At 74.0% G+C, this 24,160-nt stretch carries 22 protein-coding genes; 12 read left to right on the forward strand and 10 right to left on the reverse strand.

Going from position 1 to position 24,160, the window contains the following annotated elements:
- Window positions 1-152: 152 nt before the first annotated feature.
- Both EV378_RS09875 and EV378_RS09880 read right to left on the reverse strand, forming a co-directional pair.
- A complete protein-coding gene (locus EV378_RS09875; RefSeq protein WP_132422956.1) occupies window positions 153-1,703 on the reverse strand; it encodes an alpha/beta fold hydrolase in 1,551 nt (516 codons plus the stop codon).
- Window positions 1,704-1,850: 147 nt separating this feature from the next.
- Entirely contained in the window at window positions 1,851-3,014 is a 1,164-nt protein-coding gene (locus EV378_RS09880) for a macrolide family glycosyltransferase (protein ID WP_132422959.1), read from the reverse strand.
- 175 nt (window positions 3,015-3,189) lie between these two features.
- Between EV378_RS09880 and EV378_RS09885 the strand changes: the two genes are divergently transcribed.
- The 6 genes from EV378_RS09885 (at window position 3,190) to EV378_RS09910 (ending at window position 9,768) form a co-directional block, all read left to right on the forward strand.
- The gene (locus EV378_RS09885) at window positions 3,190-4,233 is read left to right on the forward strand and encodes an alpha/beta fold hydrolase (RefSeq protein WP_243653597.1); all 1,044 of its coding nucleotides are present in this window, start codon (window positions 3,190-3,192) and stop codon (window positions 4,231-4,233) included.
- Between the two features lie 127 nt (window positions 4,234-4,360).
- The gene (locus tag EV378_RS09890; protein WP_132422965.1) at window positions 4,361-4,885 is read left to right on the forward strand and encodes an RNA polymerase sigma factor; all 525 of its coding nucleotides are present in this window, start codon (window positions 4,361-4,363) and stop codon (window positions 4,883-4,885) included.
- Window positions 4,882-5,769: a VOC family protein gene (locus EV378_RS09895; protein ID WP_132422968.1), complete on the forward strand. Its 888-nt coding sequence runs from the start codon at window positions 4,882-4,884 to the stop codon at window positions 5,767-5,769. The genes EV378_RS09890 and EV378_RS09895 overlap by 4 nt, the downstream gene beginning before the upstream one ends.
- Before the next feature lie 26 nt (window positions 5,770-5,795).
- Window positions 5,796-6,554: an alpha/beta hydrolase gene (locus EV378_RS09900; RefSeq protein ID WP_132422971.1), complete on the forward strand. Its 759-nt coding sequence runs from the start codon at window positions 5,796-5,798 to the stop codon at window positions 6,552-6,554.
- A gap of 205 nt (window positions 6,555-6,759) precedes the next feature.
- The gene (locus EV378_RS09905; protein ID WP_132422974.1) at window positions 6,760-7,623 is read left to right on the forward strand and encodes a helix-turn-helix transcriptional regulator; all 864 of its coding nucleotides are present in this window, start codon (window positions 6,760-6,762) and stop codon (window positions 7,621-7,623) included.
- A 54-nt stretch (window positions 7,624-7,677) separates the two neighbouring features.
- Window positions 7,678-9,768, forward strand: a complete 2,091-nt coding sequence (locus EV378_RS09910; protein WP_132422977.1) for a heavy metal translocating P-type ATPase — start codon at window positions 7,678-7,680, stop codon at window positions 9,766-9,768.
- A gap of 191 nt (window positions 9,769-9,959) precedes the next feature.
- Here EV378_RS09910 and EV378_RS09915 read toward each other — a convergent pair whose 3' ends face one another.
- Window positions 9,960-10,199, reverse strand: a complete 240-nt coding sequence (locus tag EV378_RS09915; RefSeq protein ID WP_132422980.1) for a hypothetical protein — start codon at window positions 10,197-10,199, stop codon at window positions 9,960-9,962.
- 198 nt (window positions 10,200-10,397) lie between these two features.
- On the opposite strand from EV378_RS09915, the gene EV378_RS09920 reads away from it, so the two are divergent.
- Entirely contained in the window at window positions 10,398-11,072 is a 675-nt protein-coding gene (locus tag EV378_RS09920; RefSeq protein WP_132422983.1) for a hypothetical protein, read from the forward strand.
- A 60-nt stretch (window positions 11,073-11,132) separates the two neighbouring features.
- Window positions 11,133-12,170 carry an alpha/beta fold hydrolase gene (locus tag EV378_RS09925; protein ID WP_132422986.1) on the forward strand — a complete coding sequence of 346 codons (1,038 nt, stop codon included), beginning with the start codon at window positions 11,133-11,135 and terminating at the stop codon, window positions 12,168-12,170.
- Window positions 12,171-12,248: 78 nt separating this feature from the next.
- Here the strand turns inward: EV378_RS09925 and EV378_RS09930 are convergent, their stop codons facing one another.
- Window positions 12,249-13,250: a LacI family DNA-binding transcriptional regulator gene (locus EV378_RS09930; RefSeq protein ID WP_165922218.1), complete on the reverse strand. Its 1,002-nt coding sequence runs from the start codon at window positions 13,248-13,250 to the stop codon at window positions 12,249-12,251.
- A gap of 85 nt (window positions 13,251-13,335) precedes the next feature.
- Between EV378_RS09930 and EV378_RS09935 the strand changes: the two genes are divergently transcribed.
- Entirely contained in the window at window positions 13,336-15,006 is a 1,671-nt protein-coding gene (locus EV378_RS09935) for a glycoside hydrolase family 13 protein (RefSeq protein WP_132422992.1), read from the forward strand.
- Between the two features lie 203 nt (window positions 15,007-15,209).
- On the opposite strand, the gene EV378_RS09940 is transcribed toward EV378_RS09935, so the two are convergent.
- A complete protein-coding gene (locus tag EV378_RS09940; RefSeq protein WP_132422995.1) occupies window positions 15,210-16,175 on the reverse strand; it encodes an SDR family NAD(P)-dependent oxidoreductase in 966 nt (321 codons plus the stop codon).
- A gap of 140 nt (window positions 16,176-16,315) precedes the next feature.
- On the opposite strand from EV378_RS09940, the gene EV378_RS09945 reads away from it, so the two are divergent.
- Both EV378_RS09945 and EV378_RS09950 read left to right on the forward strand, forming a co-directional pair.
- Window positions 16,316-16,900, forward strand: coding sequence for a TetR/AcrR family transcriptional regulator (locus EV378_RS09945; protein ID WP_132422998.1), 585 nt, complete (start codon window positions 16,316-16,318; stop codon window positions 16,898-16,900).
- Between the two features lie 67 nt (window positions 16,901-16,967).
- Complete coding sequence (locus EV378_RS09950) at window positions 16,968-17,189, forward strand: hypothetical protein (protein ID WP_132423001.1); 222 nt, start codon at window positions 16,968-16,970, stop codon at window positions 17,187-17,189.
- On the opposite strand, the gene EV378_RS09955 is transcribed toward EV378_RS09950, so the two are convergent.
- A complete protein-coding gene (locus EV378_RS09955; RefSeq protein ID WP_165922219.1) occupies window positions 17,186-18,544 on the reverse strand; it encodes an amidase family protein in 1,359 nt (452 codons plus the stop codon). The genes EV378_RS09950 and EV378_RS09955 overlap by 4 nt on opposite strands.
- 57 nt (window positions 18,545-18,601) lie before the next feature.
- On the opposite strand from EV378_RS09955, the gene EV378_RS09960 reads away from it, so the two are divergent.
- A complete protein-coding gene (locus EV378_RS09960) occupies window positions 18,602-19,492 on the forward strand; it encodes a beta-keto acid cleavage family enzyme (RefSeq protein ID WP_132423007.1) in 891 nt (296 codons plus the stop codon).
- A 13-nt stretch (window positions 19,493-19,505) separates the two neighbouring features.
- On the opposite strand, the gene EV378_RS09965 is transcribed toward EV378_RS09960, so the two are convergent.
- From EV378_RS09965 to EV378_RS09980, 4 genes are all read right to left on the reverse strand, one after another.
- The gene (locus tag EV378_RS09965) at window positions 19,506-19,661 is read right to left on the reverse strand and encodes a hypothetical protein (protein WP_132423010.1); all 156 of its coding nucleotides are present in this window, start codon (window positions 19,659-19,661) and stop codon (window positions 19,506-19,508) included.
- Between the two features lie 100 nt (window positions 19,662-19,761).
- On the reverse strand, window positions 19,762-21,999 hold the full coding sequence (locus EV378_RS09970; protein ID WP_132423013.1) for a serine/threonine-protein kinase: 2,238 nt from the start codon (window positions 21,997-21,999) through the stop codon (window positions 19,762-19,764).
- A gap of 60 nt (window positions 22,000-22,059) precedes the next feature.
- Entirely contained in the window at window positions 22,060-22,923 is an 864-nt protein-coding gene (locus tag EV378_RS09975; RefSeq protein WP_132423016.1) for a DNA-3-methyladenine glycosylase family protein, read from the reverse strand.
- 20 nt (window positions 22,924-22,943) lie between these two features.
- The gene (locus tag EV378_RS09980; RefSeq protein WP_132423019.1) at window positions 22,944-24,119 is read right to left on the reverse strand and encodes an ROK family transcriptional regulator; all 1,176 of its coding nucleotides are present in this window, start codon (window positions 24,117-24,119) and stop codon (window positions 22,944-22,946) included.
- Window positions 24,120-24,160 lie beyond the last annotated feature (41 nt).

The following is a 24,160-nucleotide window of genomic DNA, read 5'->3' on the forward strand; positions in this document are numbered from 1 at the left end:
CGCGCCGTCACGGCCTCCTGACGGGAACGAACGGCACCTTCGAGCAGTGTCACTGCTCGAAGGTGCCGTTCGTTCGGGACCCCGGGGGCGGTGCCGGCGCGGAGCCGGGCGCGGGTCGGCGCGGTGCCGGCGCGCGGGTCGGCTCCGGGTGGTCAGGCGCCGCCGGTCGGGGCCGGGGCGGGCTTCGTCGGGTCCGGCTGCGGGAGGGGCTCGCACTGCTTGTCCGACCGGTTCCCCGGCACGCGCTTCGGGAGCGCCCCGGTGGACAGGTAGTCGGCGATCGCGTTGTCCGTGCACGCCACCCCGGACAGCGACGACGAGTGCGACGTCCCGCCGACGCCCTCGATCAGCGAGGACTTCGGGAACAGGCGACGGGCGTTCAGCGCGCCGGGGAACGGCGTGGCGCCGTCGTACGTCTCGGCGATCAGCAGCGGACCGCCCGCGACCCGGAACCCGTTCACGATCGGCTTCGGGCCGGGCTTGACCGGCCAGTCGCGGCACGGCGCGTTGTACCAGGCGTTGCCCCAGGTCTCGAACTTCGCCTTCCGGTCGGTGCGGGTGTTGTCCCGCTGCCAGGTGTTCCAGCTCGTCGGGAACGGGGCGTCCGTGCACTGCGTGGCGAGGTAGACGGCGTAGTTGTTGTCGTCGGTGGGCGACCCGGCGTTGTCGTAGGCGGCCTTCAACGCCGCCGAGTCCTGCCGGATCGCGCCCGCGACGAACGCGTCCGCGGTCGCCGTCCACTCACCGGCGTTGTAGCCGGCGCGCAGGAAGATGTCGGTCCATTCCGACGACCCGATCTTGCCGCCCGCCGGTGCCTTGCGGAGCTTCGCGGCCTCGTCGTAGAAGCGCTTCTCGACGGCGTCGCCGGAGTTCCCGAGGTGGTAGACGGAGTCGTACTTGGCGACCCAGTCGAAGAACGCCTGGATGTTGTGCTCGAACGCGACGTCCTGGTTCAGGTTGGCCTGGTACCACCAGTCCCGCTGGTCGACGACGCCGTCGAGCACCATCCGCCGGACCTTGTCCGGGAACATCGTCGCGTAGACCTGGCCGAGGAACGTGCCGTAGGAGAAGCCGTAGTAGTTGATCTGCTTGGCGCCGAGGGCCTGGCGGATCAGGTCCATGTCGCGGACCGTGTCCTCGGTACGGAGGTGCTTGAGCAGCTCGCCGCCCTTGGCCTTGCACGCGTCGGCGTAGGCCTTCGCCTTCGGCAGCCAGGCCGCGACGGCGCCGTTCTCCGGGCGGTAGTCGGGCCGGTTGTAGCCGCCGTAGTCCGAGTCGCAGCTCAGTGCGGGCTTGCTGGCGCCGACGCCGCGCGGGTCGAAGCCGATCCAGTCGTAGGCGCCGCCGACGCCGCGTGGCACGGACGCGCCGAGCCGGGACAGCGACAGCCCCGGCCCTCCGGGACCGCCCGGGTTCACCAGCATGACGCCCTGGGCCTGCGCGTCCGGCACGGTGTGCTTCACGCGCGAGACGGCGAGCTGGATCGTCGGGCCGGTGGGCTTCGCGTGGTCCATCGGCACGGTCACGAAGCCGCACTCGGCCTTGGCCTGCTGCAACGCGGGCGAGGAGCACGGCCCCCACCTGATCGGGGCGGGCGGGGGTGGCGCGGGGGCGGCCGGGGCGGCCTGCGCGACGGGTGCCGCGAGCACCGAGCCGAACCCGACCAGACCTGCCGTCAGTACCGAGACCAGCGTCCTGCGCACCCGCGCCCCCCGTTCCGACGCGGGACCCGGCCCGCGGTGATCGTCGCCGGAGACGGTGCCATCCGCGGGCGCGTTCTCACAATCACCACGCCGGGACGCGGTCGCGATCGCGAACCGCGTCCCGGCGCGAATCCGGTGAAACCGGACCTACCGGAGCAACGCCTCGGCGAGATCGGCCGCCGCCCGCGCGCCACCGGCCGCGCGGGCCCGCTCCTTCTGCTCGGCGCAGGCCGCGGCGACGTCCGGCGACGAGGCGATCCGGTCGACGCCCGCGCGCAGCGACTCCGGCGTCACGGCCGCGGTGTCCATCCGCTCCCCCACCCCGAGCGCGACGAGCTGGTCGGCGTTCCCGAACTGGTCGACGGCCTGCGGCACGGCGATCATCGGCACGCCGTGGAACAGGCCCTCCCCGCAGCCACCCATGCCGGCGTGCGTCACGAAGGCCGACGCGCGGGACAGCACCGCGAACTGCGGCACCCACCGCTCGATCGTGACGTGCTCCGGGACCGGCCCGAGCGCGTCCGGGTCGACGTGCGCTCCGATCGCGACGACGACCTCCCACCCGGGCTCGCGCATCGCCTCGACGACGGCGCGGAAGAACTCCGGCCGGTCGGTGTAGGCCGAGCCGAGCGTGACCAGCAGCAGCGGACGATCCGTCGCGGGCCAGGTCTCCTGGTGCGGGCGGTGGTCGAGCACCGGGCCGACGAAGGTGTGGACGCTCCGGTCGACCCGGTCGGCGTGCGGCTGCATCGCCTCCGGGATCAGTACGGCGCAGCGCGACGGGTGGTTGAGGAACGCGTGGCTGTCGACGCCGGCCCCGACGTCGTCGAGCCACCCGTCGAACTCGCGGCGCCACGCGACGCCGTCCGGTTCGTCGAGGAACGACCACGCGCCCGCCATGTCCTCCTCGTAGCCGTCCCAGGCCACGATGTGCGGGTAGAGCGCGAGGCTCGGCAGGCCGTGCACCCGGGCGAACGCCTGCCCGGCCCAGCCGGAGCCGTCGTAGAGCACGGCGTCCGGCGGGTCACCGGCCAGCGCGTCGGTGATCTGCGGGTACACGCCGCGTGCCTCGTCGGAGAAGATGCGCATCGCCGGGACGCCGGCGTCCGGCCACTGCTCGCCCGCCGACTCGTCGGGCACGTCGGAGGCTACGACGAGCGGGGTCGCGCCACTGGACGCGACGACCGGGGCGAACCGTTCCGGGCAGGTGTAGCCGACGCGGTGCCCGCGGGCGACGAGCTCGGTCATCACCGGCAGGTTCGGGTTGACGTGCCCGTGGGCACCGATCGTGGACATGAGGAAGTGCGCCACTGTGGACTCCAGTGTGCTCGTACGTGATCAGGGCATGGCTGAGCACCCGCGGAGCGGGTGACGGCGAGCCCGGATCAGAGGTAGAGCGGCGTCTGGATCACGACCGGCACGCTAGTCGGCGCAGGACGGTTGTGCATCCGGATTGCGTCCCACCAGGATGCGCGGCGTGGAACTGATGCCCGGCGTACGCGCGTCGCACGTGGACACCGACCGGATCCGGATGCACGTGCTCGAGGCGGGGCCCGACGACGGCGTGCCGGTCGTGCTCGTACACGGCAACCTGTCCACCGGGCGGTTCTACGAGCACCTGATGACGCGCTTCGGCGACCGCTACCGGGTGATCGCGCCGGACATGCGCTCGTTCGGGCAGAGCGACCCGGCACCGCTGGACGCGACCCGTGGCCTGTCCGACTGGGCCGACGACATCGACGCGCTCCTGCGTGCGCTCGGCGTCTCGGCGCCGCCGCACCTGGTCGGCTGGTCCACCGCCGGAGCGGCGATCGTCCGCTACGCCGCGGCGCACCGGGCCGCGTCGCTGACGTTCCTGGACCCGGTGTCCCCCTACGGCTACGGCGCCGTGCACCGCGACGGGCGCCCGGCGTTCGACGACTTCGCGGGCTCCGGCGCGGGCGGCGCGAACCCGGAGTTCGTGCGCCGCCTGGCCGAGGGCGACGACTCCGACGAGAGCCCGTTCTCCCCGCGCACGGTCATGCGCACGACGTACTGGTCGGCGGACTTCCGGCTCCCGCGCGACCGCGAGGACGTGCTCGTCGCGGAGATTCTGCGGACCGTGATCGGCGACGACGGCTACCCCGGCGACGGCGCGGAGTCCTCGAACTGGCCCGGTTTCGGGCCGGGCACCCGCGGCATCCTCAACGCCCTGTCGCCAAAGTACTGCCGGTGGGACGACGTCGTCGACCTCGACCCGAAGCCGCCGGTGCTGTGGACGCACGGGACGAACGACCTGGTCGTCGCGGACGGCTCGATGCTGGAGTTCGGGACGCTCGGGCAGGCCGGACTGGTGCCCGGCTGGCCGGGTGACGACCTGTTCCCGCCACAGCCGATGATCACGCAGATCCGGGACGTGCTGGAGCGTTACGCCGCGGCGGGCGGTCTGGTGCGCACGGAGATGTTCGACGGCTCCGGGCACGGCCCGCACGTCGACGCGGACGTCCGCTGGCTCGCCGTCTACCTGGACTTCCTGGCCGGCGCGTCGTGACGGGGCCCGGCCCCGGGGCCCCGGCCGCGACGTGGGCCGCCCGCCGGGTCCGGCCGTGCGCTCCTCCGTCCGGGTGAGATCGGCCGGGCGACCGTCGGAACGCCCGTCCCCGGGTCGATGACCGGACGTGAACCAGCTCGGACAGGTCCGGCCCGACCCGGGTCCCGCCCTGCTCGCGCTCTACGACGAGGCACTCCCGCAGGTCTTCGGCTACCTGCTCGCCCGCTGCGGCTCGCGGGCCACGGCCGAGGACCTGACGGCGGACTCGTTCCTCGCCGCGGTGCGGGCGTGCCGGGGTGACCCGCCGCCGTCGCCGACGGTCGGCTGGCTGATCGGGATCGCCCGACACAAGCTCGTCGACCACTGGCGGGCGGCCGAGCGCGAACGGCGGGCCCTGACCGCCGTCGGCGAACCGGAACCGGACGACCCGTGGGACGTCGAGCTCGACGTCCTGCTCGCCCACGAGGTGCTCGCGCAGCTGACGCCGATCCACCGCGCGGCGCTGACGCTGCGCTACCTCGACGGGATGGCGGTGCCGGACGTCGCGGACCACCTGGGCCGCACCGTGCACGCCACCGAGGCGCTGCTCGTCCGCGCCAGAGCGGCGTTCCGCCGCGACTACCCCTGCTCCCGGGAAGGAGACCGGCCGTGAGCACCCCGCCCGACCCGCTGGACGCGCTGCGCGAGCCGGTCCGTCCGGTCACGCCCGATCCCGCGTTCGCCGCCCGCCTGCGCGAGCGCGTCGAAGCCCTGGTGCTCGACCCGTCACTGCCGATCGAGGAGGAACCCATGTCCGACACCACGACCACCGACAGCACCGTCCGCCTGCGACCCGGCGACCTGTCCTACACGTCCGTCTGGACCGCCGACGCCGACGCCGCGGCCCGCTTCTACTCCGCCGTGCTCGGCTGGGAGACCCGGAGCGACCACGGTGGACGCGGCCACCGCGTCACGAACCTGCGCACCGGCATGGGTATCTACGGCGGCCAGTCGCCGACGCTGTTCTTCGCCGCCGTCGTCGACGACGTGGACGCCGCCGTCGAGCGTGTGCGCGCGGCGGGCGGGACGGCGGGCGAGCCGACCGAGGAGCCGTACGGGCGGATCGCGGACTGCCGCGACGACCAGGGGCTCGCGTTCGCGGTGCACGAGCCGCCGCCCGGCGCCACGTCGGCGGCCCCGTCGGACATGGGCCACCCCGGCGAGCTGGCCTACGTGGCCATCCACGTCCCGGACACCGACCGGGCCCGCGCGTTCTACGGCTCGGTGCTCGGGTGGGGGTTCAGCCCGGCCCGCTTCCCGGGCAACTTCAGTGTCGAGGTCGGAGGAGGCTCGCCGCGCCCGACGATGATCGGGGTCGGGCAGCACGACGGTGAGCCCGCCGTCGTCCCGATGTTCGCCGTCCGGGACATCCACGCGGCCCGGGACGCCGCGCGCGCCGCGGGCGGCACCTGCACCGAGCCCTCCGCAGCCGGCTACGCGACGTCCTGCGACGGCACCGACGACCAGGGCGGACAGTTCTACCTGGGCCAGTTCTGACCCACCGGGTCTGCGAGGATCGGGCCGTGGCCCACCTGAGGTGCGACTTCGTCGCCGACTCGCTCGGACTGGCGACGTCGATGACGGTGCTGCTGCCGCAGCCGTCGCGGACGAGGATCGGCGTCGAGGGAGCGGCCGGTGACGACCCGCCTCCGGTGCTCTACCTGCTGCACGGTCTGTCCGACGACGACACGGCCTGGTCCCGCAACACGTCGATCGAGCGCTACGCCGAGCAGCTCGGCCTGGCCGTCGTCATGCCCCAGGTGCACCGCAGCTTCTACACCGACGAGGCATACGGCGGGAACTACCGGACGTTCCTCACCGAGGAGCTGCCGGACGTCGTGCACCGGTTCCTCCGGGTCACGACGGAGCCGGCGCGCACGTTCGTCGCCGGCCTGTCGATGGGCGGCTACGGCGCGCTCGGCTGGGCACTGTCCGAACCGGACCGTTTCGCGGCGGCCGCGAGCCTGTCCGGCGCGCTCGACGTCCCGGACTGGGCCCGCGGACCCGGCCGCGGCGAGGACCCGCGGATCTGGGAGCGGATCTTCGACGGCGCCGAGCCGCTCGACGTGTTCGGGTTGCTGTCCGATGTCGACCCGGCGACCGCACCGGCGCTCTACGTCTGCTGCGGTGCGGGCGACCCGCTGCTCGACGGCAGCACCCGCTTCGCCGCCGCGGCGGCGGAGCGCGGTCTGGACGTCACGTCGTCGTTCACCGCGGGCGTGCACGAGTGGGGCTACTGGGACGCGCGGATCCGCAACGTCCTGGCGTGGCTCCCGCTCTGACTCACCACGGGACGGCGCCGGCCGCGCTCGGCCAGCCGCCGCGCCGTCGTGAAACCCAGTCCCTTGTTCGCCCCGGTCACCAGGGCGATCGTCGTGTCGGCCATGGACCCACCGTCACCCTCGGCACCGGATCCGGCCAGGCACCGCCCAGCAGGGGACCCGCGGTACCAGGATGCGACGGCGATCCCGGCGCACACTGGACGCCATGGACCGCACCGAGCTGGGGACGATGCTGCGGACGTGGCGGGAGCGGGTCCGGCCCGGTGACGTCGGCCTGCCCGCCGGCACCCGCCGCCGGACGCCGGGCCTGCGCCGCGAGGAGGTCGCGCAGCTGGCCGGGATGAGCGTCGACTACCTGTCCCGCCTGGAGCAGGGCCGCGGGCCGCACCCGTCGGACGCCGTGCTGTCCGCGCTGGCCAGGGCGTTGCGGTTGGAGGATCCCGAGCGCGACCACCTGTTCCACCTGGCGGGCGTCGCCCCGCCGGCGCCGGGCCGGATCTCGCGCACCGTCCGGCCCAGCGTGCTCCGGCTGATCGACCGGTTCGCCGACCTGCCCGCGATGCTGATCAACGCGCGCACCGACGTACTGGCCTGGAACCCGATGGCCGCCGCGCTGTTCGGCGACTTCTCCGCCGTGCCGACCGAGCGCCGCAACGTCGCGCGCGACCGGTTCCTGCACGGCACCGCCCGGCACGTCCCGTCGTCGGAGGAGGACCGGCTGCGGCTGGGCCGGGCGATGGTCGCGGACCTGCGGTCGGCCACCGCCCGTTACCCGGACGACGCCGAGCTCGGCCGGTTGGTCGACGACCTGTGCGCGGGCAGCGCGGAGTTCGCCGGGTTCTGGGAGGAGCGCGAGCTCGTCGACCACCACGACGACCGCAAGACGTTCGCGCACCCGGAGCTCGGGCAGATCACGCTGGACTGCGACGCGCTGCACGTGTTCGCCGACGACCAGATCCTGCTCGTCTACTCCGCGACGCCGGGCAGCCCGGACGCCGAGTCCCTCGCGTTCCTGCGGGTCCTCGGCACCCAGGACCTCTCCGTCCAACGGTCACCCGGAATACCCTAGGGGGGTATACCGGTTGGCGCCGGAGTACGTTCCGGCACGACGACGGAGGACCCCATGACGGCAGCACGTGACGAGCACTCCGGGCACGGGGACCACGCGGGCCACGGCGACCACGCCGCGCAGTTCCGGGACCGCTTCTGGTGGACGCTCGCGCTGTCCGTCCCGGTCGTCGTGTTCTCCCCGATGGTCGGGCACCTGCTCGGGTACATGCCGCCGTCCTGGTCCACGTGGATCCCGCCGGTGCTCGGGACGGTCGTGTTCGCCTGGGGCGGCCGGCCGTTCCTGACCGGCGCGGTCTCCGAGGTGCGCGCGCGGCGGCCCGGGATGATGCTGCTGATCGGGCTCGCGATCACGGTCGCGTTCGTGGCGGGCGCGCTGTCCTCCCTCGGCATCGCCGGTCCGTCGCTGGACTTCTGGTGGGAGCTCGCGCTCCTCGTCGTGATCATGCTGCTCGGGCACTGGCTGGAGATGCGCGCGCTCGGCCAGGCGTCCGGCGCGCTCGACGCGCTGGCCCGGCTGCTGCCGGACACGGCCGACCGGATCTCGCCCTCCGGCGACGTCGCGACCGTCCCGCTCGCCGAGCTGGCCGAGGAGGACCTGGTTCTCGTCCGGTCCGGCGCGCGCGTCCCGGCGGACGGCACCGTCGTCGACGGGTCCGCCGAGGTCGACGAGTCGATGATCACCGGCGAGTCCCGTCCGGTCGGGCGCACGGTCGGCGACCGGGTCGTCGCCGGCACGGTGGCCACCGACTCCGCGCTGCGCGTGCGTGTCACGGCCGTCGGCGAGGGCACCGCACTGGCCGGGATCCGGAGGCTCGTCGAGCAGGCGCAGGAGTCGCGGTCCCGCGCGCAGGCGCTCGCCGACCGGGCCGCTGCACTGCTGTTCTGGTTCGCGACGGGCGTCGGTGCGGTGACGTTCGTCGTGTGGGCCCTGCTCGGCGACCTGGTCAACGCCGTGGAACGGACGGTCACGGTGCTCGTGATCGCCTGCCCGCACGCGCTCGGCCTGGCCATCCCCCTGGTCATCGCGATCTCGACGGCCCGCGCCGCCCGCACCGGCATCCTCGTCACCGACCGTCTGGCGCTGGAACGCATGCGCACCGTGGACACCGTGCTGTTCGACAAGACCGGCACGCTGACCACCGGGTCCCCCGCCGTCGTCGGGACCGCCGGTGCGCCGGACACGCTCGCGCTGGCCGCCGCCGTCGAGGGGGACAGCGAGCACCCGCTGGCGCGCGCCGTCGTCGCAGCGGCGTCCGATGTGGAGGTTCCGACCGCGACCGGGTTCCGCTCGCTCACCGGGCGTGGCGTTCAGGCCATGGTCGACGACCGACCGGTCGCCGTCGGTGGCCCTGCACTCCTGCGCGAGCTGGGCGCGACGGTCCCGCCCGCGATCGCCACCGACGCGGACCGCTGGAGCGCGGACGGGTCCACCGTGCTCTACGTCGTCACCGGGCGGGCCGCCGGCGGGGCGGGCAGCGGACGCGGCGGCGAGGTGGTCGGTGCACTCGCGCTGGCCGACGCCGTGCGCCCGGAGTCGCGCGCCGCCGTCGACGCGCTGCACGCCAGGGGCGTCCGGGCCGTGATGCTCACCGGCGACGCCCGCCCGGTCGCCGAGGCCGTCGCCGGCGGGGTCGGCGTGGACGAGGTGTTCGCCGAGGTCCTGCCCGCCGACAAGGACGACGCCGTCCGTCGCCTGCAGGAGCGCGGCGCGACCGTCGCGATGGTCGGCGACGGCGTGAACGACGCGCCCGCGCTGGCCCGCGCCGACGTCGGCATCGCGATCGGAGCGGGCACCGACGTGGCGATCTCCTCGGCGGGCGTCGTGCTCGCCTCGGACGACCCGCGAGCCGTGCTGTCGGTGATCGAGCTGTCCCGCGCCGGGTACCGGAAGATGCGCCAGAACCTCTGGTGGGCCGCCGGCTACAACCTGGCCGCCGTCCCGCTCGCCGCCGGGATCCTGGCCCCGATCGGCTTCGTCCTCCCGATGGCCGTCGGCGCCGTGCTGATGAGCCTGTCCACGATCGTCGTCGCCGCGAACGCCCAACTCCTGCGGCGCGTGCAGCTGAGCCCGGACGACCTGGCGCCGGCGACGGGCTCGCCCGCCACCCCCGCCCCCGCGGACACGGCCCCGGCGTCTCGCTGACCCCACCCGACGTCCACCGACTCGGCGACCCGCCCGATCCGATCACGCCCCGATCGAGAGTGACGTCACGGCGGCGCGAACCGCCACGACGTGCCGACCGATCCCCTGCTCGGATCGAGCGTGACGTTCCGGTCGCCTCGGCGGGTTCTGGCGGTCGACGCCGTCGGGAGTCGGCGGGCCGGCCGGGCGACCTACCCTGCCGGGGCGTCGTCCGGGCGGCGCGGGGACGGGAGGGTCACGCCCGGCAGGCGGGGACGGTCCGACAACCGGCTCTGCGGGGCCACGCCCTCCGGCCACCAGTCGCGCGGGTCGAGGCGCACGTGTCGGTCGAGGGAGAACAGCACGACCTGGTCGGCCCCCGGTCGGTGCGGATGCCGGATGTGCGCCCGCACCCAGCCCGTCGACCGCCAGTGCCCTCCGATCCGGACCATGCCCACCTCCCTCCTACCAGGAAAGCACGACCCTCCGACGATCACGGACCGTTCACCGACGCGGACGCCGCGTTGACCTCCGAGCCGAGCCATGATCGTTGCTGGTCACCGGTCCGTAGTCACCATTCGCCGATCGAGCGATCACGTTCCGCCATGTGCGGTCGCGAGCACCCGGATCGGCCTAGTTCACTTGCACACATGGTGGCCGCGCAGTGGGGCGAGACCCGTGACACCGGCGCCCGGACGGGTGGCGGGGCGTCCGGTCGGTTCCGGCTGCTCGGCGGCGCCGGTACGACAGCAGGCGAGGTGCCGGACACGACGCCGCCGACGTTCGGCACGGCGCCGTGGGGCTACCGGAAGTCCGAAGTGGACGCGTGGGCCACGTGGGTGGCCGGGCTCGTCGCGCACGGGCGGAACGAGACGGTCCGCGCGGACAGCGCAGAGGCCACGTTGCGGGCGACGCTGGAGCGGCTGGAGCAGCTCGAACGTCCCGGCGCGACCGCTCCGTCGGTCCCGGACGCCGTCGATCCCCTTCCGGCCCGGCACCCGGACGGGTCGGGGAACGGCTCGACCGCCGCGCCGACCGGATCGAGAACGGGCGGTCGTCTCCACGTCGAGACTCCCACCGACCTGCCCCGCCGCAGGGCGCGCGGCACCTCCGCCGGAGCCGACGCCACATCAGGAGCCGACACCGCGTCCGGGGCAGGCACGGCCGACGTGGACGGTACGGACGCGACCGGGCCGACCCGCGCGGACGTCGGACAGGGAGATCACGAACTGGCCCGCCTGCACGTCGTCGAAACGACCCTGCACGAGGTCATGGGGCTCCTGCACCACCTGGCCGACCGGAAGGCAGACCCGAACGCCCGGTAGCGGTGCGGGGCACGGTGTTGCCATGATCGCGCCGCGGGCGCAGCCGGACGAGGGAGTTCGATGAACGCGTACTACACCGACGAGGTCCACGGCCACCACGAGTACCTCGAGCTCGGGGGATTCCCGCTGCGCAGCGGCTACACGCTGCCGGACGCGAAGCTGGCCTACAAGACGCAGGGCACGCTCAACGCGGCGAAGGACAACGCCGTGCTGTTCCCGCACATGTACTCCGGCACCAGCGCATCGATGGAGATGTACGTCGGTGAGGGCCGTCCGCTGGACCCGTCGAAGTACTTCGTGATCTTCCCGGGCCAGTTCGGCGGCGGGTTCTCGTCCAGCCCGTCGAACACGCCGCCCCCGTTCGACCGCGGCCAGTTCCCGCCGCTCGCGATCGCCGACGACGTGATCGCCCAGCACCGCCTCGTCACGGAGCACTTCGGGATCTCCCGGCTCCACGCCGTGCTCGGCTGGTCGATGGGCGCCCAGCAGACCTACGAGTGGGCCGTCCGCTTCCCGGACATGGTGCCGCGCGCCGCCGTGTTCGCCGGCAACGCGCGAACGCCGGTGCACAACCAGATCTTCATCGACACGCACACCGAGCTGATGATCTCCGACCCGGCGTTCAGGGGCGGCTTCTACGCCGACGGTGACGACCTGACGCTGGCCCTGAAGCGGCACGCCGTCGCGTTCTCGCTGATGGGGCTGTCCGCCGCGTTCTGGCGCGACGAGCTGTGGCGCGATCTCGGTTTCGTCTCCTCCGACGACTTCCGGCAGGGCTTCCTGCGCGCCTACTTCGCGCCGATGGACCCGAACAACCTGCTCGCGCAGGCCGCGAAGTGGCGCGGCGGCGACATCGGCCACCACGCGGGCGGCGACGTCGCGGCAGCGCTCGGGAAGATCACCGCGACGTTCTTCGTGAGCTCGTTCTCCGAGGACCTGTTCTTCCCGCCGGAGGACCACGACGCGGACTGCGCGCACATCCCGAACGGCCGGCGGCGCCCGATCGAGACGCCGATGGGCCATTTCGGCATGTTCGCCCTGCGCGAGGCCGACCAGGCCGCCGTCGACGCCGTGATCGCGGAGATGCTCGCGTCGTAGGAGCGGGCCGCCGGGCCGGGGCTGCGCCCGTCCGTCCCGTGACGTCCTTCTCCGTCCCCCGGCGAGCCCGACGACGCGCTACGGCGGCGCCGTCGTCCCCCGTACGACCAGCCGCGTCGGCAGCTCGACGTCGTCCGGCACGCCACCGGACAGCGTCTCCAGCAACGCCCGCGCCGCGATCTCGCCCTGCTGGCGGACGGGCTGGGCGATCGTCGTGAGGTCGGAGACCGCGGCCATCTCGTGGTCGTCGAACCCGATCACCGACATCCGCCCCGGCACGGCGACGCCCGCCCGTCGCAGCGTGCCGATCATGCCGAGCGCGGCCTCGTCGGACATCGCGAACACGGCGGACGGCAGCCGCGCGCCGGACAGCAGCCGCTCGGCCGCACGGGCACCCGCGGCGACGTCCGCGCCCTCTGCGAGGGTCCACTCGGGACGGACGGGCAGGCCGGCCTCGGCGAGCGCGTCGGTGAACCCGAGCCGGCGCAGGCGCGTCGTCTCCCGTCCGCACGCCTCGTCCGGGTCGAACGACAGCAGGCCGATGTACCGGTGCCCGAGCCCGACGAGGTGTCGGGCGGCCGCGCGGGCGCCCGCCCGGTCGTCGACGCCGACGTGGGCGCGTCCCGGCAGCTCGCCACCGACGACGGTCATCGGCAGGTCGAGCGAGTCGAGCGCGGCCCGCTCGTCGTCGTCGAACGCGGAGGCGACGACGATCAGTCCGTCCACCCGCCCGCGGACCGGGAGGGTGGCGAAGAACTGCGCGCGGCCGGACGGGTCACCGAGGTCGTGCAGCAGAGGGCTGTACCCCGCCGCGGACAGCACCTGCGCCACGCCGCGGATCGCCTCGGCGAAGAACCACGCCGTCGGGAACCGGGCGAGCACGGCGACCGTCATCGTCGCGCCGGGTGCCGGTACCGGTGCGGGCGGCACGTAGTCCAGTTCGGACGCCGCGCGCAGCACCCGCTCCCTGGTCGCGGCGGAGACGGTCGTCGAGCCGCGCAGCGAGCGCGAGACGGTCGCCGCGGACACGCCGGCCAGGCGCGCCACGTCGCGCACCCCGACCCGCTCGTGTTCCGTCACGAATCCCATCCTGCCGCGCCGTCGACAGCCTACGCAACACTGTGAAACACTCTGAAACAGCCTGAAACGCCGTGTGGGGAGGGGCATGACCGCGACCGCGAACGACCTCGACTGGTGGCGCGACGCCGTCGTCTACCAGGTCTACATCCGCAGCTTCGCCGACGGGAACGGCGACGGCACCGGAGACGTCGCCGGCCTGCGCAGCAAGCTGGACCATCTGGCGCGCCTGGGCGTCGACGCGATCTGGATCAACCCGTGGTACCCGTCGCCGCTGGCCGACGGCGGTTACGACGTCGCCGACTACCGCGCGATCAATCCATCGTTCGGGGACACCGCCGAGGCGGAGGCGCTGCTGCGCGAGGCCCACGATCGCGGCATCAGGGTGCTGCTGGACATCGTCCCGAACCACCACTCCGACGAGCACGCCTGGTTCCGGGCGGCGCTGGCCGCCGCCCCTGGGTCGCCGGAGCGGGAGCGCTACATCTTCCGCGACGGCCGCGGACCCAACGGCGAGGAGCCCCCGAACAACTGGGAGTCGATGTTCGGCGGTCCGGCGTGGACGCGTGTCGACGACGGCCAGTGGTACCTGCACCTGTTCGACGTCCGGCAGCCGGACGTGAACTGGGACGCCCAGGAGATCCGCGAGGACTTCGAGACCACGCTGCGGTTCTGGTTCGACCGGGGTGTCGACGGCTTCCGGGTCGACGTCGCGAACTCGATGATCAAGGAGCCGGGCCTGCCGGACCTGGTCGAGGGCGTGAACGACGAGCAGGACGGCAACCACCCGTACCTGGACCGCGACGGCGTGCACGACGTGTTCCGCTCCTGGCGCGCGATCGCCGACTCCTACCACCCGCCGCGCGTGTTCGTGGCCGAGGCGTGGGTACCGGACGCCGAGCGGCTGGCCCGCTACCTGCGGCCCGACGAGCTGCAGACGGCGTTCAGCTTCAACTTCCTGCGCGCCGCATGGCTCGCTCCGGACCTGCGGGACAACATCTCCGAGGCGCTCGCCGAGAACGCGGCGGTCGGTGCGCCCGCGACGTGGGTGCTGTCCAACCACGACGTCGCCCGGCACGTGTCGCGGCTGGCCCGCAAGCCCGAGACCGGCCGCGGGTACACGGTGGACGACATCATCGATCTCCCGGCCGACCTCGACACGGGGATCAGGCGAGCCCGCGCGGCGACGCTGCTGATGCTCGCGCTGCCCGGGACGGCGTACCTCTACCAGGGCGAGGAGTTCGGACTGCCCGAGGTCGAGGACATCCCGGAGGAGCTGCTCGACGACCCGACGTGGGAGCGGTCCGGTCACACCCGCCGCGGGCGCGACGGGTGCCGCGTGCCCCTGCCGTGGGCCGCCGACGAGCCGTCGTTCGGCTTCTCCGCCCGTTCTCGTTCCGCCGGCGCTGCTCTCGCTGCACCGGCCTGGCTGCCCCAGCCGGACGTGTTCGCGGCGCACGCGGCCGACCGGATGGAGTCCGACCCGGACTCGATCCTGCACCTGTACCGGGACGCGCTGGCGATCCGGCGGGCGCACCCGGCACTCGGCGGCGACGCGAGCGATGGCGAACTGTCCTGGCAGGACTCGCCGGAGGGCACGCTGGCGTTCGCCCGCGAGCCGGGGTTCACCGCGCTGGTCAACGTGTCGTCGTCACCGGTGTCACTGCCCGAGGACGCCGAGATCCTGCTGGTCAGCGCCCCGCTGACGGCGAACGGCTCGCTGCCGGCGGACACCACGGTCTGGCTGCGCACCGGCTGAGACACGTACCGACGCAGACACGACGGGCCCGGAACCGCTCCCCGGCGCTCCGGGCCCGTCGCCGCTTCACGGGGTGCCACACCGCCCCGCACCCAGCCCACCCTCCCGAACGAACGGGCCGTTCGGGCAATGTCATTGCTCGAAGGTGCCGTTCGTTCAGCGGGGCGGCCCGGCGGTGGGCGGGGCGGCGGTGCGCGACCTTGTCAGCCCGCCCGGTGCCAGGTCTCGTCGCGCAGAAGGCACTCGGACATCTGCCAGAGACGCGACGCGTCGTCGGAGTCGAGCGCATGCGGGGCGACCCCGCGGTAGCCCTCGTCGTCGCCCGCCCACGCGGCCTCGCCGCAGTCCTCGAAGTAGCGGCCGGTGACCCCGGAGACCCATGGCGACGCGGCCATCAGCACCGACGTGGCGGCACCCTGCTCCGGCGTCTTCCACTCCGGTGCCCCGGTCCGCTCGCGGTAGCGGTCCACGGCCTCGAGGTCGACGTGCCGCAGCAGCGCCGTCCGGATCGCGCCCGGGTTGACGGCGTTGACCGCGATGCCGTCGTCCGCCCAGCGCCGCGCCGCCTCGACCGCGAACAGCACGTTCGCCGTCTTGGACTGGGCGTAGGCGGACGACCGGTCGTAGGGCCGGGTCAGGAAGTGCATGTCGTCGAAGTCCAGCGGGCCGTGGCGGTGCGCGTCCGAGCTGACCGACACGACGCGGGCACCGTCCACAGCGGTCAGTGCCCAGTGCAGGCCGGTGGCCAGCGCGAAGTGGCCCATGTGGTTCGTCGCGAACTGCAGCTCCCAGCCCATCTTCGTGCGCAGCTCCGGTGTGGACATCACGCCGGCGTTCAGGACGAGCATGTGCAGCGGCCCGTCCCAGAGCCGCACGAAGCGGGCCACGGACGTGAGATCGGCCAGATCGACCTCGCCGACGCGGACGCGGTCGTTGCCGGTGGACTCGGCGATGCCGGCGCGGGCGGCCTCGCCCGCGTCAATGTCACGGACGGCGAGCGTGACCTCGGCGCCGGCGGCGGCCAGCGCGCGTGCGGTCTCCAGGCCGATGCCGGAGGTCGCGCCGGTGACGATGGCGCGACGGTTGGTCAGGTCGACGCCGCGCAGGACGTCGGCGGCGGTGGACTCGGAGTCGAAGGGAGTGTGCCGGAGCGAGATCGACGCAGTCATGGGGCGGCTCCCGTCTTGCTGGGGGTCCGGGGATCGGGCCCGGGGATAAAATCGGAGGCTCCTCCGCTATGAGGAAGACACTATCCGGAGTACCCTCCGAATCGCAAGTCGTATCCTGATTCCGACGAAGGGAGCTCGGGATGACAGCCGGCACGCGACGGGGCATGCGCGCCGACGCCGCTCGCAACCGCGAGCTGCTGCTCGACGCCGCGGTCCGGGCGTTCGCCGTCGACGGGCCGGAGGCGACGCTGGACGGCATCGCCAAGGCCGCGGGCGTCGGGATCGGCACGCTCTACCGGCATTTCCCGAACCGGGACGCGCTGGTCGAGGCCGTGTACCGCAACGAGCTGGACCGGCTGTGCGACGCCGCGGCCGAGCTGCTCGCGATGCTCCCGCCGGACGAGGCCCTACGTGCCTGGATGGACCGCTTCGTCAACTACATGATCACGAAGCGGCACCTCAAGGACGCCCTGCACGCGCTCGCCGCGTGCGGCACGAACCCGTTCGCGCACAGCCGCGAGCGGATGCTGGCCGCCGTCGAGACGCTGCTCGAGGCCGGCGTCGAGGCCGGGACGCTGCGCGCCGACGTCGCCGCGACCGACGTGCTCGTCGGGATGAGCGGCGTGTGCATGGCCGTCGCCGACCCGGACGGCCGCGAGCAGGCGGGCCGCCTGCTGGACCTGATCGTCGACGGGCTGGGCACGCGCTCGCCGGAACCTGCGTAGTCCCCCGCGGGGCCCTGCGTAGGTTCACGGAACCGCCCGCGGCCACGGGCGACGAGGCTCGTCGCCCATGAGCACCGCGTCGTCGCGCCGCAGCACCGCCGGAGCCCGTTCCACGGTGCGGCGGGCGATGGCCGTCGCCGTCCCGATGGTCTCGGTCGCCGGTGCCGTGCTCGGTCATCCCGCACCGGCGCTCGCGCCCGGTACGGCCGGGATGTCGCGGGGCCGCTGCCACCGCGCGTGCGGCGGCCGCTGCCGCTCGGCCGTCCACGCCCGGCCCCTGCTCGTCTAGGAGTGGGGCGGGACCCGGTACCCGCCGCCGCACGCCTCGGCGACCAGTCCGGCGACGGCGACAGCCCGCCGGTCCTGCAGGAACGGGGCAACGACCTGCACCCCGGCGGGCATCCCGGACGCGACCGTCCCGACCGGCGCCACGGCCGACGGCAGCTCCACCACCCCGATCAGGCCGGGCCAGTCGACGAGCTCGCGGTGGTAGCGCTCGCCGAGCCGCCGCGTCGCGAACGAGCCGGTGTCGTCGTGGCCGAACGCCGTGGTGAACGTGACCGGGCAGAGCAGCACGTCGAACCCGTCGAACCACCGGGTCCACGCGTCGATCGTCCCGGCCCGCGACGACTGGCTGCGCAGCCAGTCGCGGTGCCCTCCGGCGATCGCCTCCGCGTGCCCCTCGCCGAGCGCCGGGGACACGGCCGCGTCGAGCAGCCGGTGGTAGAGCTCGATCTGACCCCCGACGTCGACGGGCGGCGCGGGTGTCGTGAGCAGGGCGCCCGCGTCGGAGAGCACGTCCGCGACCCGGCGCAGCACCATGCCGTACTCCGGATCCACAGGCAGCCCGGGCAGATCACCCCAGAACGCGACCCGGAGCCCGTCGAGCCGGGTGGCGTCCGGCGCGGGAAGGGACACCCGCCACGCCGGGCGGTGTCGCGGGGAGGGCCCGGCCAGAACGCCCAGCAGCAGGTCCAGGTCCTGCGCGGACCGCGCGATCGGCCCGACGACGTTCACGTCGGCCGCCGTCGCACCGCCACCGACGTGGTCCAGGTAGCCCAGCGACGGGACGAGCCCGTAGCTCGGCTTGAGCCCGAACACCCCGCAGAAGTGCGACGGGATGCGGATCGAGCCGCCGAGGTCGGTCCCGACCTCGACGGATGTCAGACCGGCCGCGACGGCCGCGGCCGCACCACCGGAGGACCCGCCCGGCGTCCGCTCCGGGTCCCACGGGTTGCGGGTCGTCCCGAACACCGTGTTCGACGTCTGCAGGTCGGTCGACCAGCGCGGCACGTTCGTCTTCCCGACGATCACCGCACCCGCTTCGCGCAGCGCCGCGACGACCGGGGCGTCGGTGCCCGGCACGTGATCGGCCAGCTCCTCGGCCCCGCCGGTCGAGCGCATCCCGGCGACGGCCAGCGCGTCCTTGACCGTCATCGGCAGCCCGTGCAGCGGACCGCGGACCGGCTCGGCGTCGCGGGCCGCTGCCTGCTCCAGAGCCCCCTGGGCGTCGACGGTCACGACGGCGTTCAGCACGCTGGACCCGATCCGCGCCAGGTAGAGCTCGGTCAGCTCACGGCTGCCGATCTCCCTCGCACGCAGGGCTTCCGCCAGCTCCGTCGCCGACCGGTACGCCGTGTCCACGGTGACGATGCTGGCACAGCGGTCGCACCGGGAACGGCGTCCGGGCACGCTGGCCGGATGAGCGACCCGGTGATCCTCGAGGTGGCGGTCAACGGCGCCACCACCCGCGCGACGAACCCGCACGTCCCCCGCGCCCCCGCCGAGATCGCCGACGAGATGTGCGCGGTGATCGAGATGGGCGCGTCCATCGTGCACAACCACAACGACGAACCGATGTTCACCACCGACGGCGTGCACGCCGTCGAGCCGTACCTGCAGGCGTGGGAGCCGGTACTGGAGCGTCACCCGGACGCGCTGCTCTACCCGACGATGGCGGCGGGCGCCCGGGACATCCCGGTGCAGCGCCGGTGGGCGCACGTGGAGGAGCTGGCACGACGCGGGATGGGCGGGCTGAGTCTCGTCGACCCCGGCTCGGTCAACATCGGACTGACGGCCGACGGGTCCACACCGGACGCCGCGGCGGCCGAGCCGTACCAGAACAGCATCGCCGACACCGAATACATGTTCGCGCGTTCCGCGGAACTCGGTGCGGGCCCGAGTATCTCGATCTTCGAGCCGGGCTTTTTGCGGACGGCTCTCACATTACATCGGCACGGCCGCGTACCTGCGGGCGCGATCGTGAAACTCTATTTCGCGGACGATCTCCAGTTCGGTCTACGGCCGACCCCGGCCGCGCTCGAGGCCTACCTGGAATTGCTGGAACCGTCCGGGCTGCCGTGGTCGGTCGCGGTACTCGGCGGCGACGTCGTCGCGTCCGGGATCGCGGAGGTGGCGATCCGGCGCGGGGGGCACCTGCGGGTGGGCCTCGAGGACTACGCCGGACCGGACACGCCGACGAACACCCAGCTCACGCGCGGTGCGCTGGACCTGCTGGAACAGCTGGGCCGACAGCCGGCGACCCCGGTCCGCACGCGCGAGATGCTCGGTGTGCCGGACCGGGGTCGCTGAGGCGGATCGGGCGTCAGAACCAGACTTTTCGTCCACCGACCGGGCGACCGACGTTGCCCAGGATCAGGAACACCACTCCGATGATCAGCAGGATGCCGCCGATGTAGTAGAGGATCGACAGGCTGGTGAAATAGCCGATCAGGAGCAGGATCAATCCGAGGATGATCATTTCGGGGGTCCTTCCGTAGCGAGGTGTTCCCGAAGTACCCCTGACGACGGGCCCGAAACGGTCCGTTCGGAGGAATCCGTCGCGCTCTGTCACGAAATGGTCACGTCGTCGGAAGGCGCGACTCCGCCGTCGTCGCGAGATCGGTGGCGGCACCGCAGGTGCGTTCCCTCTGCGCACCCGCGATCTGCACGGTCGTCGTGACGGTCTCGAGCCGGTCGTCCGGACCGGGGCCCTCCCGGTGCGCGACGGTCACCGAGCACGACGCCTGGTCGGCCTCGACGTAGGTCTTGTGGTCGGCGATCGGAGGGCCGTCCTCGCCCGCGATGCCGGTGCGCCGGGTCGTTCCGCCGAACGAGACCGAGGCGTAGCTGTCGGCGGTACCCCACGAGCAGGACCAGGACGCGTAGCCGGGGAACGGGGCCGCGCCGATGCCGGCACGCGCGAGCACGGCGGCGTCCAGCGTCCGGCAGGCGTCCGCGGTGGCCAGCGAGAAGCCCGCGTTGCGGTTCGGGTCGTAGCGCACCCCGTCGCGCTGCAGCGCCGCGACGGCCGAGTCGAGCGCCTGGTCGGCGAGGTCGCAGGGCGCGATCCCCGCGGTGAACGAGTAGGCGCGCAGCAGCACCTGGTTGCCGTCCGGCAGACCGATCGTGTGCTGGCACAGGCGCGCGTCGGCCCCGCTCGCGGCGTCGGTCCGGCCACGCTGGACGGTGAGGTCGCCGATCTGCTCCGAACCGCCGTCGGCGGGGACCCCACGGCTGTAGGACGCGGTGACCTGTGCGGGCTTCCCGTCCGACGCCGTGACGTCGGCGCGGCACCCGGACGGCGACACCCCGGCCGACGGCGCCACCGCGCCGAACCGGCCGAGCGCGGGCAGGTCGAGCAGCGTGCAGGGCTCGGCCGTCCGCGGGTCCCCGGAGATCGCCCGCGGCGACTCCGCGACCGGCGCCCCGTCCTCGCCCCCGGTCAGCGCGCGTATCCCGACGACGGCGGCCACCGTGAGCAGTGCCGCGACGACCAGCACGACGGCCAGGACCGCTCGCCGGTTCCGGCCGGGTGGCGCGACGGGATCCGGAGCGCGGTCCGGCCGGTCCTGCTCGACCGCGGACGGCCGTTCTGCCGCCGCCACCGACGCGTCCTGCGGGGCGACGCCCGCCGCGGCGGCGGGGACCTGTCCGTGCGGCGACCCGGAGCCCGACGGCCCGGCACCGCCGGGACCCGACGTGCCGGGACCGTGACCCGGTCCGGACGAGCCGGAACCGGAGGGGCCGAGGCCGGGCGGGCCCCCTGCGACGGGTCCGCCGGCGGACGCGCGCGGCTGGCGGCCGGACGGCGGGCCCTGTGGAGCAGGACCGCCTCCCCGCGATCCGGCCGGTCCGGCGGGGTGGCCGGGCGTCCCGCGGGCCGGAGAGCCGGGGCCGCGCGATCCGGGCGTGTGCGGCCCCGGCGAGCGTGACGGCCCTGCGGGCGGCGTCCACCCGGCGGGCGGCACCGCCGCGGGCCCACCGTCCACCTGGGACGCGACCGACTCCAGCCATCCGGCGACGGTGCCCGCGTCCGGCCGCCGCACCGGCTCGTCGGCCATCATCGCCATCAGCACCGGGACGAGCGGGCCGGCCTGCTCCGGAGGGCGGACCGGGTCGTTCGCCACCCGGTAGACCATCGCGCGGGGGTTCGACTGAACCCCGAACGGGCCGATGCCCTCGACCGCGGCGTACAGCGTCGCTCCCAGCGAGAACACGTCGGACGCGGGCGTCGCGTCCTCACCGCGCGCGACCTCGCGCGCCATGTAGGCGGGGGTGCCGGAGACCTGCCCGGTCGCGGTCAGCGTGGACTCGCCCTCGGCGTGCGAGATGCCGAAGTCGGTGAGCTTCGCCTCGCCGCCATCGCTGGCGATCAGGATGTTGCCGGGCTTGACGTCGCGGTGGGTGATCCCGCGCGCGTGCGCCGCGGCGAGCCCGCGGGCCACGGTCGCGCCGACCGCGGCCACGGTCCGGACGTCCAGTGCCGTGCGGCCCGCCGTCAGCTCGGCCAGGCTGCGCGACGGGAGGTACTCCAGGACGAGCCACACGTCGTCGTCGGAGACCTGGACGTCGTAGATCGCGACGACGTACGCGACGCCGCGCATCTGGGCGGCGTTGCGGGCCTCGCGCAGCGTGCGCTCGCGGGTCTCGGCGGCCAGCTCGTCGGGCAACGCGGCGTAGCTGACCCGCTTCAGCGCGACGGGCTGGTCGAGCACCAGGTCGCGGGCCTCGAACACGGTCCCCATGCCCCCGGCGGCGATCCGGCGCACGACCCGGTAGCGGTCGAACAGCACCGTCCCCGGCTCGGCAGCTGACACGGCGATCCCCCTGTGGTCGTCGCCGTGGATCCTAAGCGGGGGTGGCCCGGTAACCGGGCGTCACCCCACCCGCAGGTAGTGCATCCAGTAGCCCCGCTGGTCGCCGTAGTGCTCGGCCAGCCGGGTGAACTCGGTGGCGCGCACCGGGTAGCCGTACACCCGGGTCGCCGCGGCCAGCGCCTCCCGGTCGGGCTCGGCCCGCTCGGTCCGGCCGAGCCCGCGGATCATCAGGAACATCGACGACCACGGGCCGATGCCGGGCAGCCCGCGCAGCGCGGTGTCGACGGCGTCCTGGTCGCCGTGGCGCAGGAAGTCCTCGTCGAGCTCGGCCCAGCCGCGCAGCGCACCGGCGAGGAACCGGCCCTTCCGCTCGTTGCCGACCAGCTCGACGAGCTCCGCCTCGGTGAACCCGAGCAGCTGTTCCAGGTCCGGGAACGCGCGCAGGACCACGCCGTCGACCTCGACCTCGTTGCCGCACGCCGCGACGAGCGCGGCCTTGGCCCGGCGCGCGACCGGCATCGGGGTGCGCTGGCACAGCACGGCCCAGCAGAGCAGCTCCAGCGGGGAGCCGAACCGCACCTGGTGGTAGCCGTGCAGGCGCTCGACGACGGCGGCGAACGGCGGGTCGGTCGCCGCGCGGTCGTAGAGCGGGACGAGATCGTCGTCGAGACCGAACCGCTCGCGGATGCGGCCAGCGATCTCCTTGCGGGCCACGGGGTCCTCCGTCGACGGTTCGACCCGCAGGCCGTCGCCGGACGCGCGGATGCGGAGCCCGACCGTCCGCCCTGCCGCGCGGACGGCGTCGCGCAGCACGCCGTCGTCGACGTCCTGCTCGCCGCGCGTGGCCGGGAACGCGCAGACGAAACCGAGGCCCTTGGCGAAGTCGAACGGGGGTGTGGCCGGGAGGTCGATGGGGTTGCTCATGGAGGGAGCGTCCACCCGAATCACGACACCGACTGTCGTGATTCGTCGAACGTCGCCAGACCGGCCGCCGACGTCGCCCCGTCCAGCGCGACGGCAGCGGCGCCGACCAGCGGCGCGTCGGGACCGTGCACGGCGTCGCGCACCGGCACCCCCGGCTCCCGGTGCATCGACATCAGCCCGGCGCCGTAGGCGACCCCGAACGCGTCCGGGGCGGCCGCGCGCATCGCCGGTCCGAGCCCGCCGATCACCAGGACGTCCGGGTCGTGCGCGTTGACCAGCCCGGCCGCACCGCGCCCGAGCCGGGACGCGACGTCCTCGGCCGCCGCACGCGCGTCCGGGTCCCGGCCGGCGCGCTCCAGCACGGCGAGCGCGTGCCCGGACGGGTCGTCGGCGTCCGGCTCTCCGAGCAGCCGCGCGAACACACCGGCCCCCACGCCGGTGCCCCAGCACCCGCGCGCACCGCAGGCGCACACCACGTCCGGATCCCCGAACGGCAGGTGCCCGAACTCGCCGGACGCGCCGCGGGCACCGGCCAGCGGGCGCCCGTCGACGACGAGCACGCCGCCGATGCCGACCTCGACGGTCACGAACACGGCCGTCCCCGCGCCGACGGCCGCGCCGGTCCGGACCTCGGCGACGCCGGCCAGCGTGGCGTCGTTGCCGAGCGACACCGGGACGTCGAACGCATCGGTCAGCAGCTGCGGGTCGGACGGCAGCCACACGCGGTCGGTCGGCCGCGGGTCGCCGGTGGCCACCGTGGCCGCGACCGCGATCCCGACGGCGACGACCGGCCCGGGCGCCTGCGCCTCCATCTCGCCCACGACCGTCGCCAGCCCGGCCACGACGTCGTCGGGATCGCGGCGGCGGTAGCGACCGGACCGCACCGGCCCCGGACGGCCGTCCAGTCCGGTGACCGCGCACCGCCAGCCCTCGTAGCGCAGGTCGACGGCCACCACGCACGGCCCGTCCGGAGCCGGGCCCAGCGCCGTCGTCGGCCGCCCGCGCCCGGTCGCCGGAGCCCTGCTCTCCGCGACCCAGCCGAGCTCGCGCAACCGCGTGGTGATCTCCGTCGCGGACCCGCTCGCGAGGGACAGCCGCCGCGCCAGCTCGACGCGCGTGATTCCGGGCTCGCGCCGCACCTCGGCCAGCACCTCGGCCGCGGCACGCCACCGGTCCACGGCAGCCCGTCCGGACATCGCGCTCCCCACATCTGACGACAACGTCATTGACAATCCGT

This window comes from Pseudonocardia endophytica (assembly GCF_004339565.1).
GTDB classification, from domain to species: domain Bacteria; phylum Actinomycetota; class Actinomycetes; order Mycobacteriales; family Pseudonocardiaceae; genus Pseudonocardia; species Pseudonocardia endophytica.

Bases quoted from the DNA above. Each gene is read 5' to 3' on its own strand.
- EV378_RS09885 (WP_243653597.1), top strand. From the start codon at position 3,190: ATGCCCGGCGTACGCGCGTCGCACGTGGACACCGACCGGATCCGGATG.
- EV378_RS09905 (WP_132422974.1), top strand. From the start codon at position 6,760: ATGGACCGCACCGAGCTGGGGACGATGCTGCGGACGTGGCGGGAGCGG.
- EV378_RS09910 (WP_132422977.1), top strand. From the start codon at position 7,678: ATGACGGCAGCACGTGACGAGCACTCCGGGCACGGGGACCACGCGGGC.
- EV378_RS09915 (WP_132422980.1), bottom strand. From the start codon at position 10,199: ATGGTCCGGATCGGAGGGCACTGGCGGTCGACGGGCTGGGTGCGGGCG.
- EV378_RS09920 (WP_132422983.1), top strand. From the start codon at position 10,398: ATGGTGGCCGCGCAGTGGGGCGAGACCCGTGACACCGGCGCCCGGACG.
- EV378_RS09925 (WP_132422986.1), top strand. From the start codon at position 11,133: ATGAACGCGTACTACACCGACGAGGTCCACGGCCACCACGAGTACCTC.
- EV378_RS09935 (WP_132422992.1), top strand. From the start codon at position 13,336: ATGACCGCGACCGCGAACGACCTCGACTGGTGGCGCGACGCCGTCGTC.
- EV378_RS09940 (WP_132422995.1), bottom strand. From the start codon at position 16,175: ATGACTGCGTCGATCTCGCTCCGGCACACTCCCTTCGACTCCGAGTCC.
- EV378_RS09945 (WP_132422998.1), top strand. From the start codon at position 16,316: ATGACAGCCGGCACGCGACGGGGCATGCGCGCCGACGCCGCTCGCAAC.
- EV378_RS09950 (WP_132423001.1), top strand. From the start codon at position 16,968: ATGAGCACCGCGTCGTCGCGCCGCAGCACCGCCGGAGCCCGTTCCACG.
- EV378_RS09960 (WP_132423007.1), top strand. From the start codon at position 18,602: ATGAGCGACCCGGTGATCCTCGAGGTGGCGGTCAACGGCGCCACCACC.
- EV378_RS09965 (WP_132423010.1), bottom strand. From the start codon at position 19,661: ATGATCATCCTCGGATTGATCCTGCTCCTGATCGGCTATTTCACCAGC.
- EV378_RS09975 (WP_132423016.1), bottom strand. From the start codon at position 22,923: ATGAGCAACCCCATCGACCTCCCGGCCACACCCCCGTTCGACTTCGCC.
- EV378_RS09980 (WP_132423019.1), bottom strand. From the start codon at position 24,119: ATGTCCGGACGGGCTGCCGTGGACCGGTGGCGTGCCGCGGCCGAGGTG.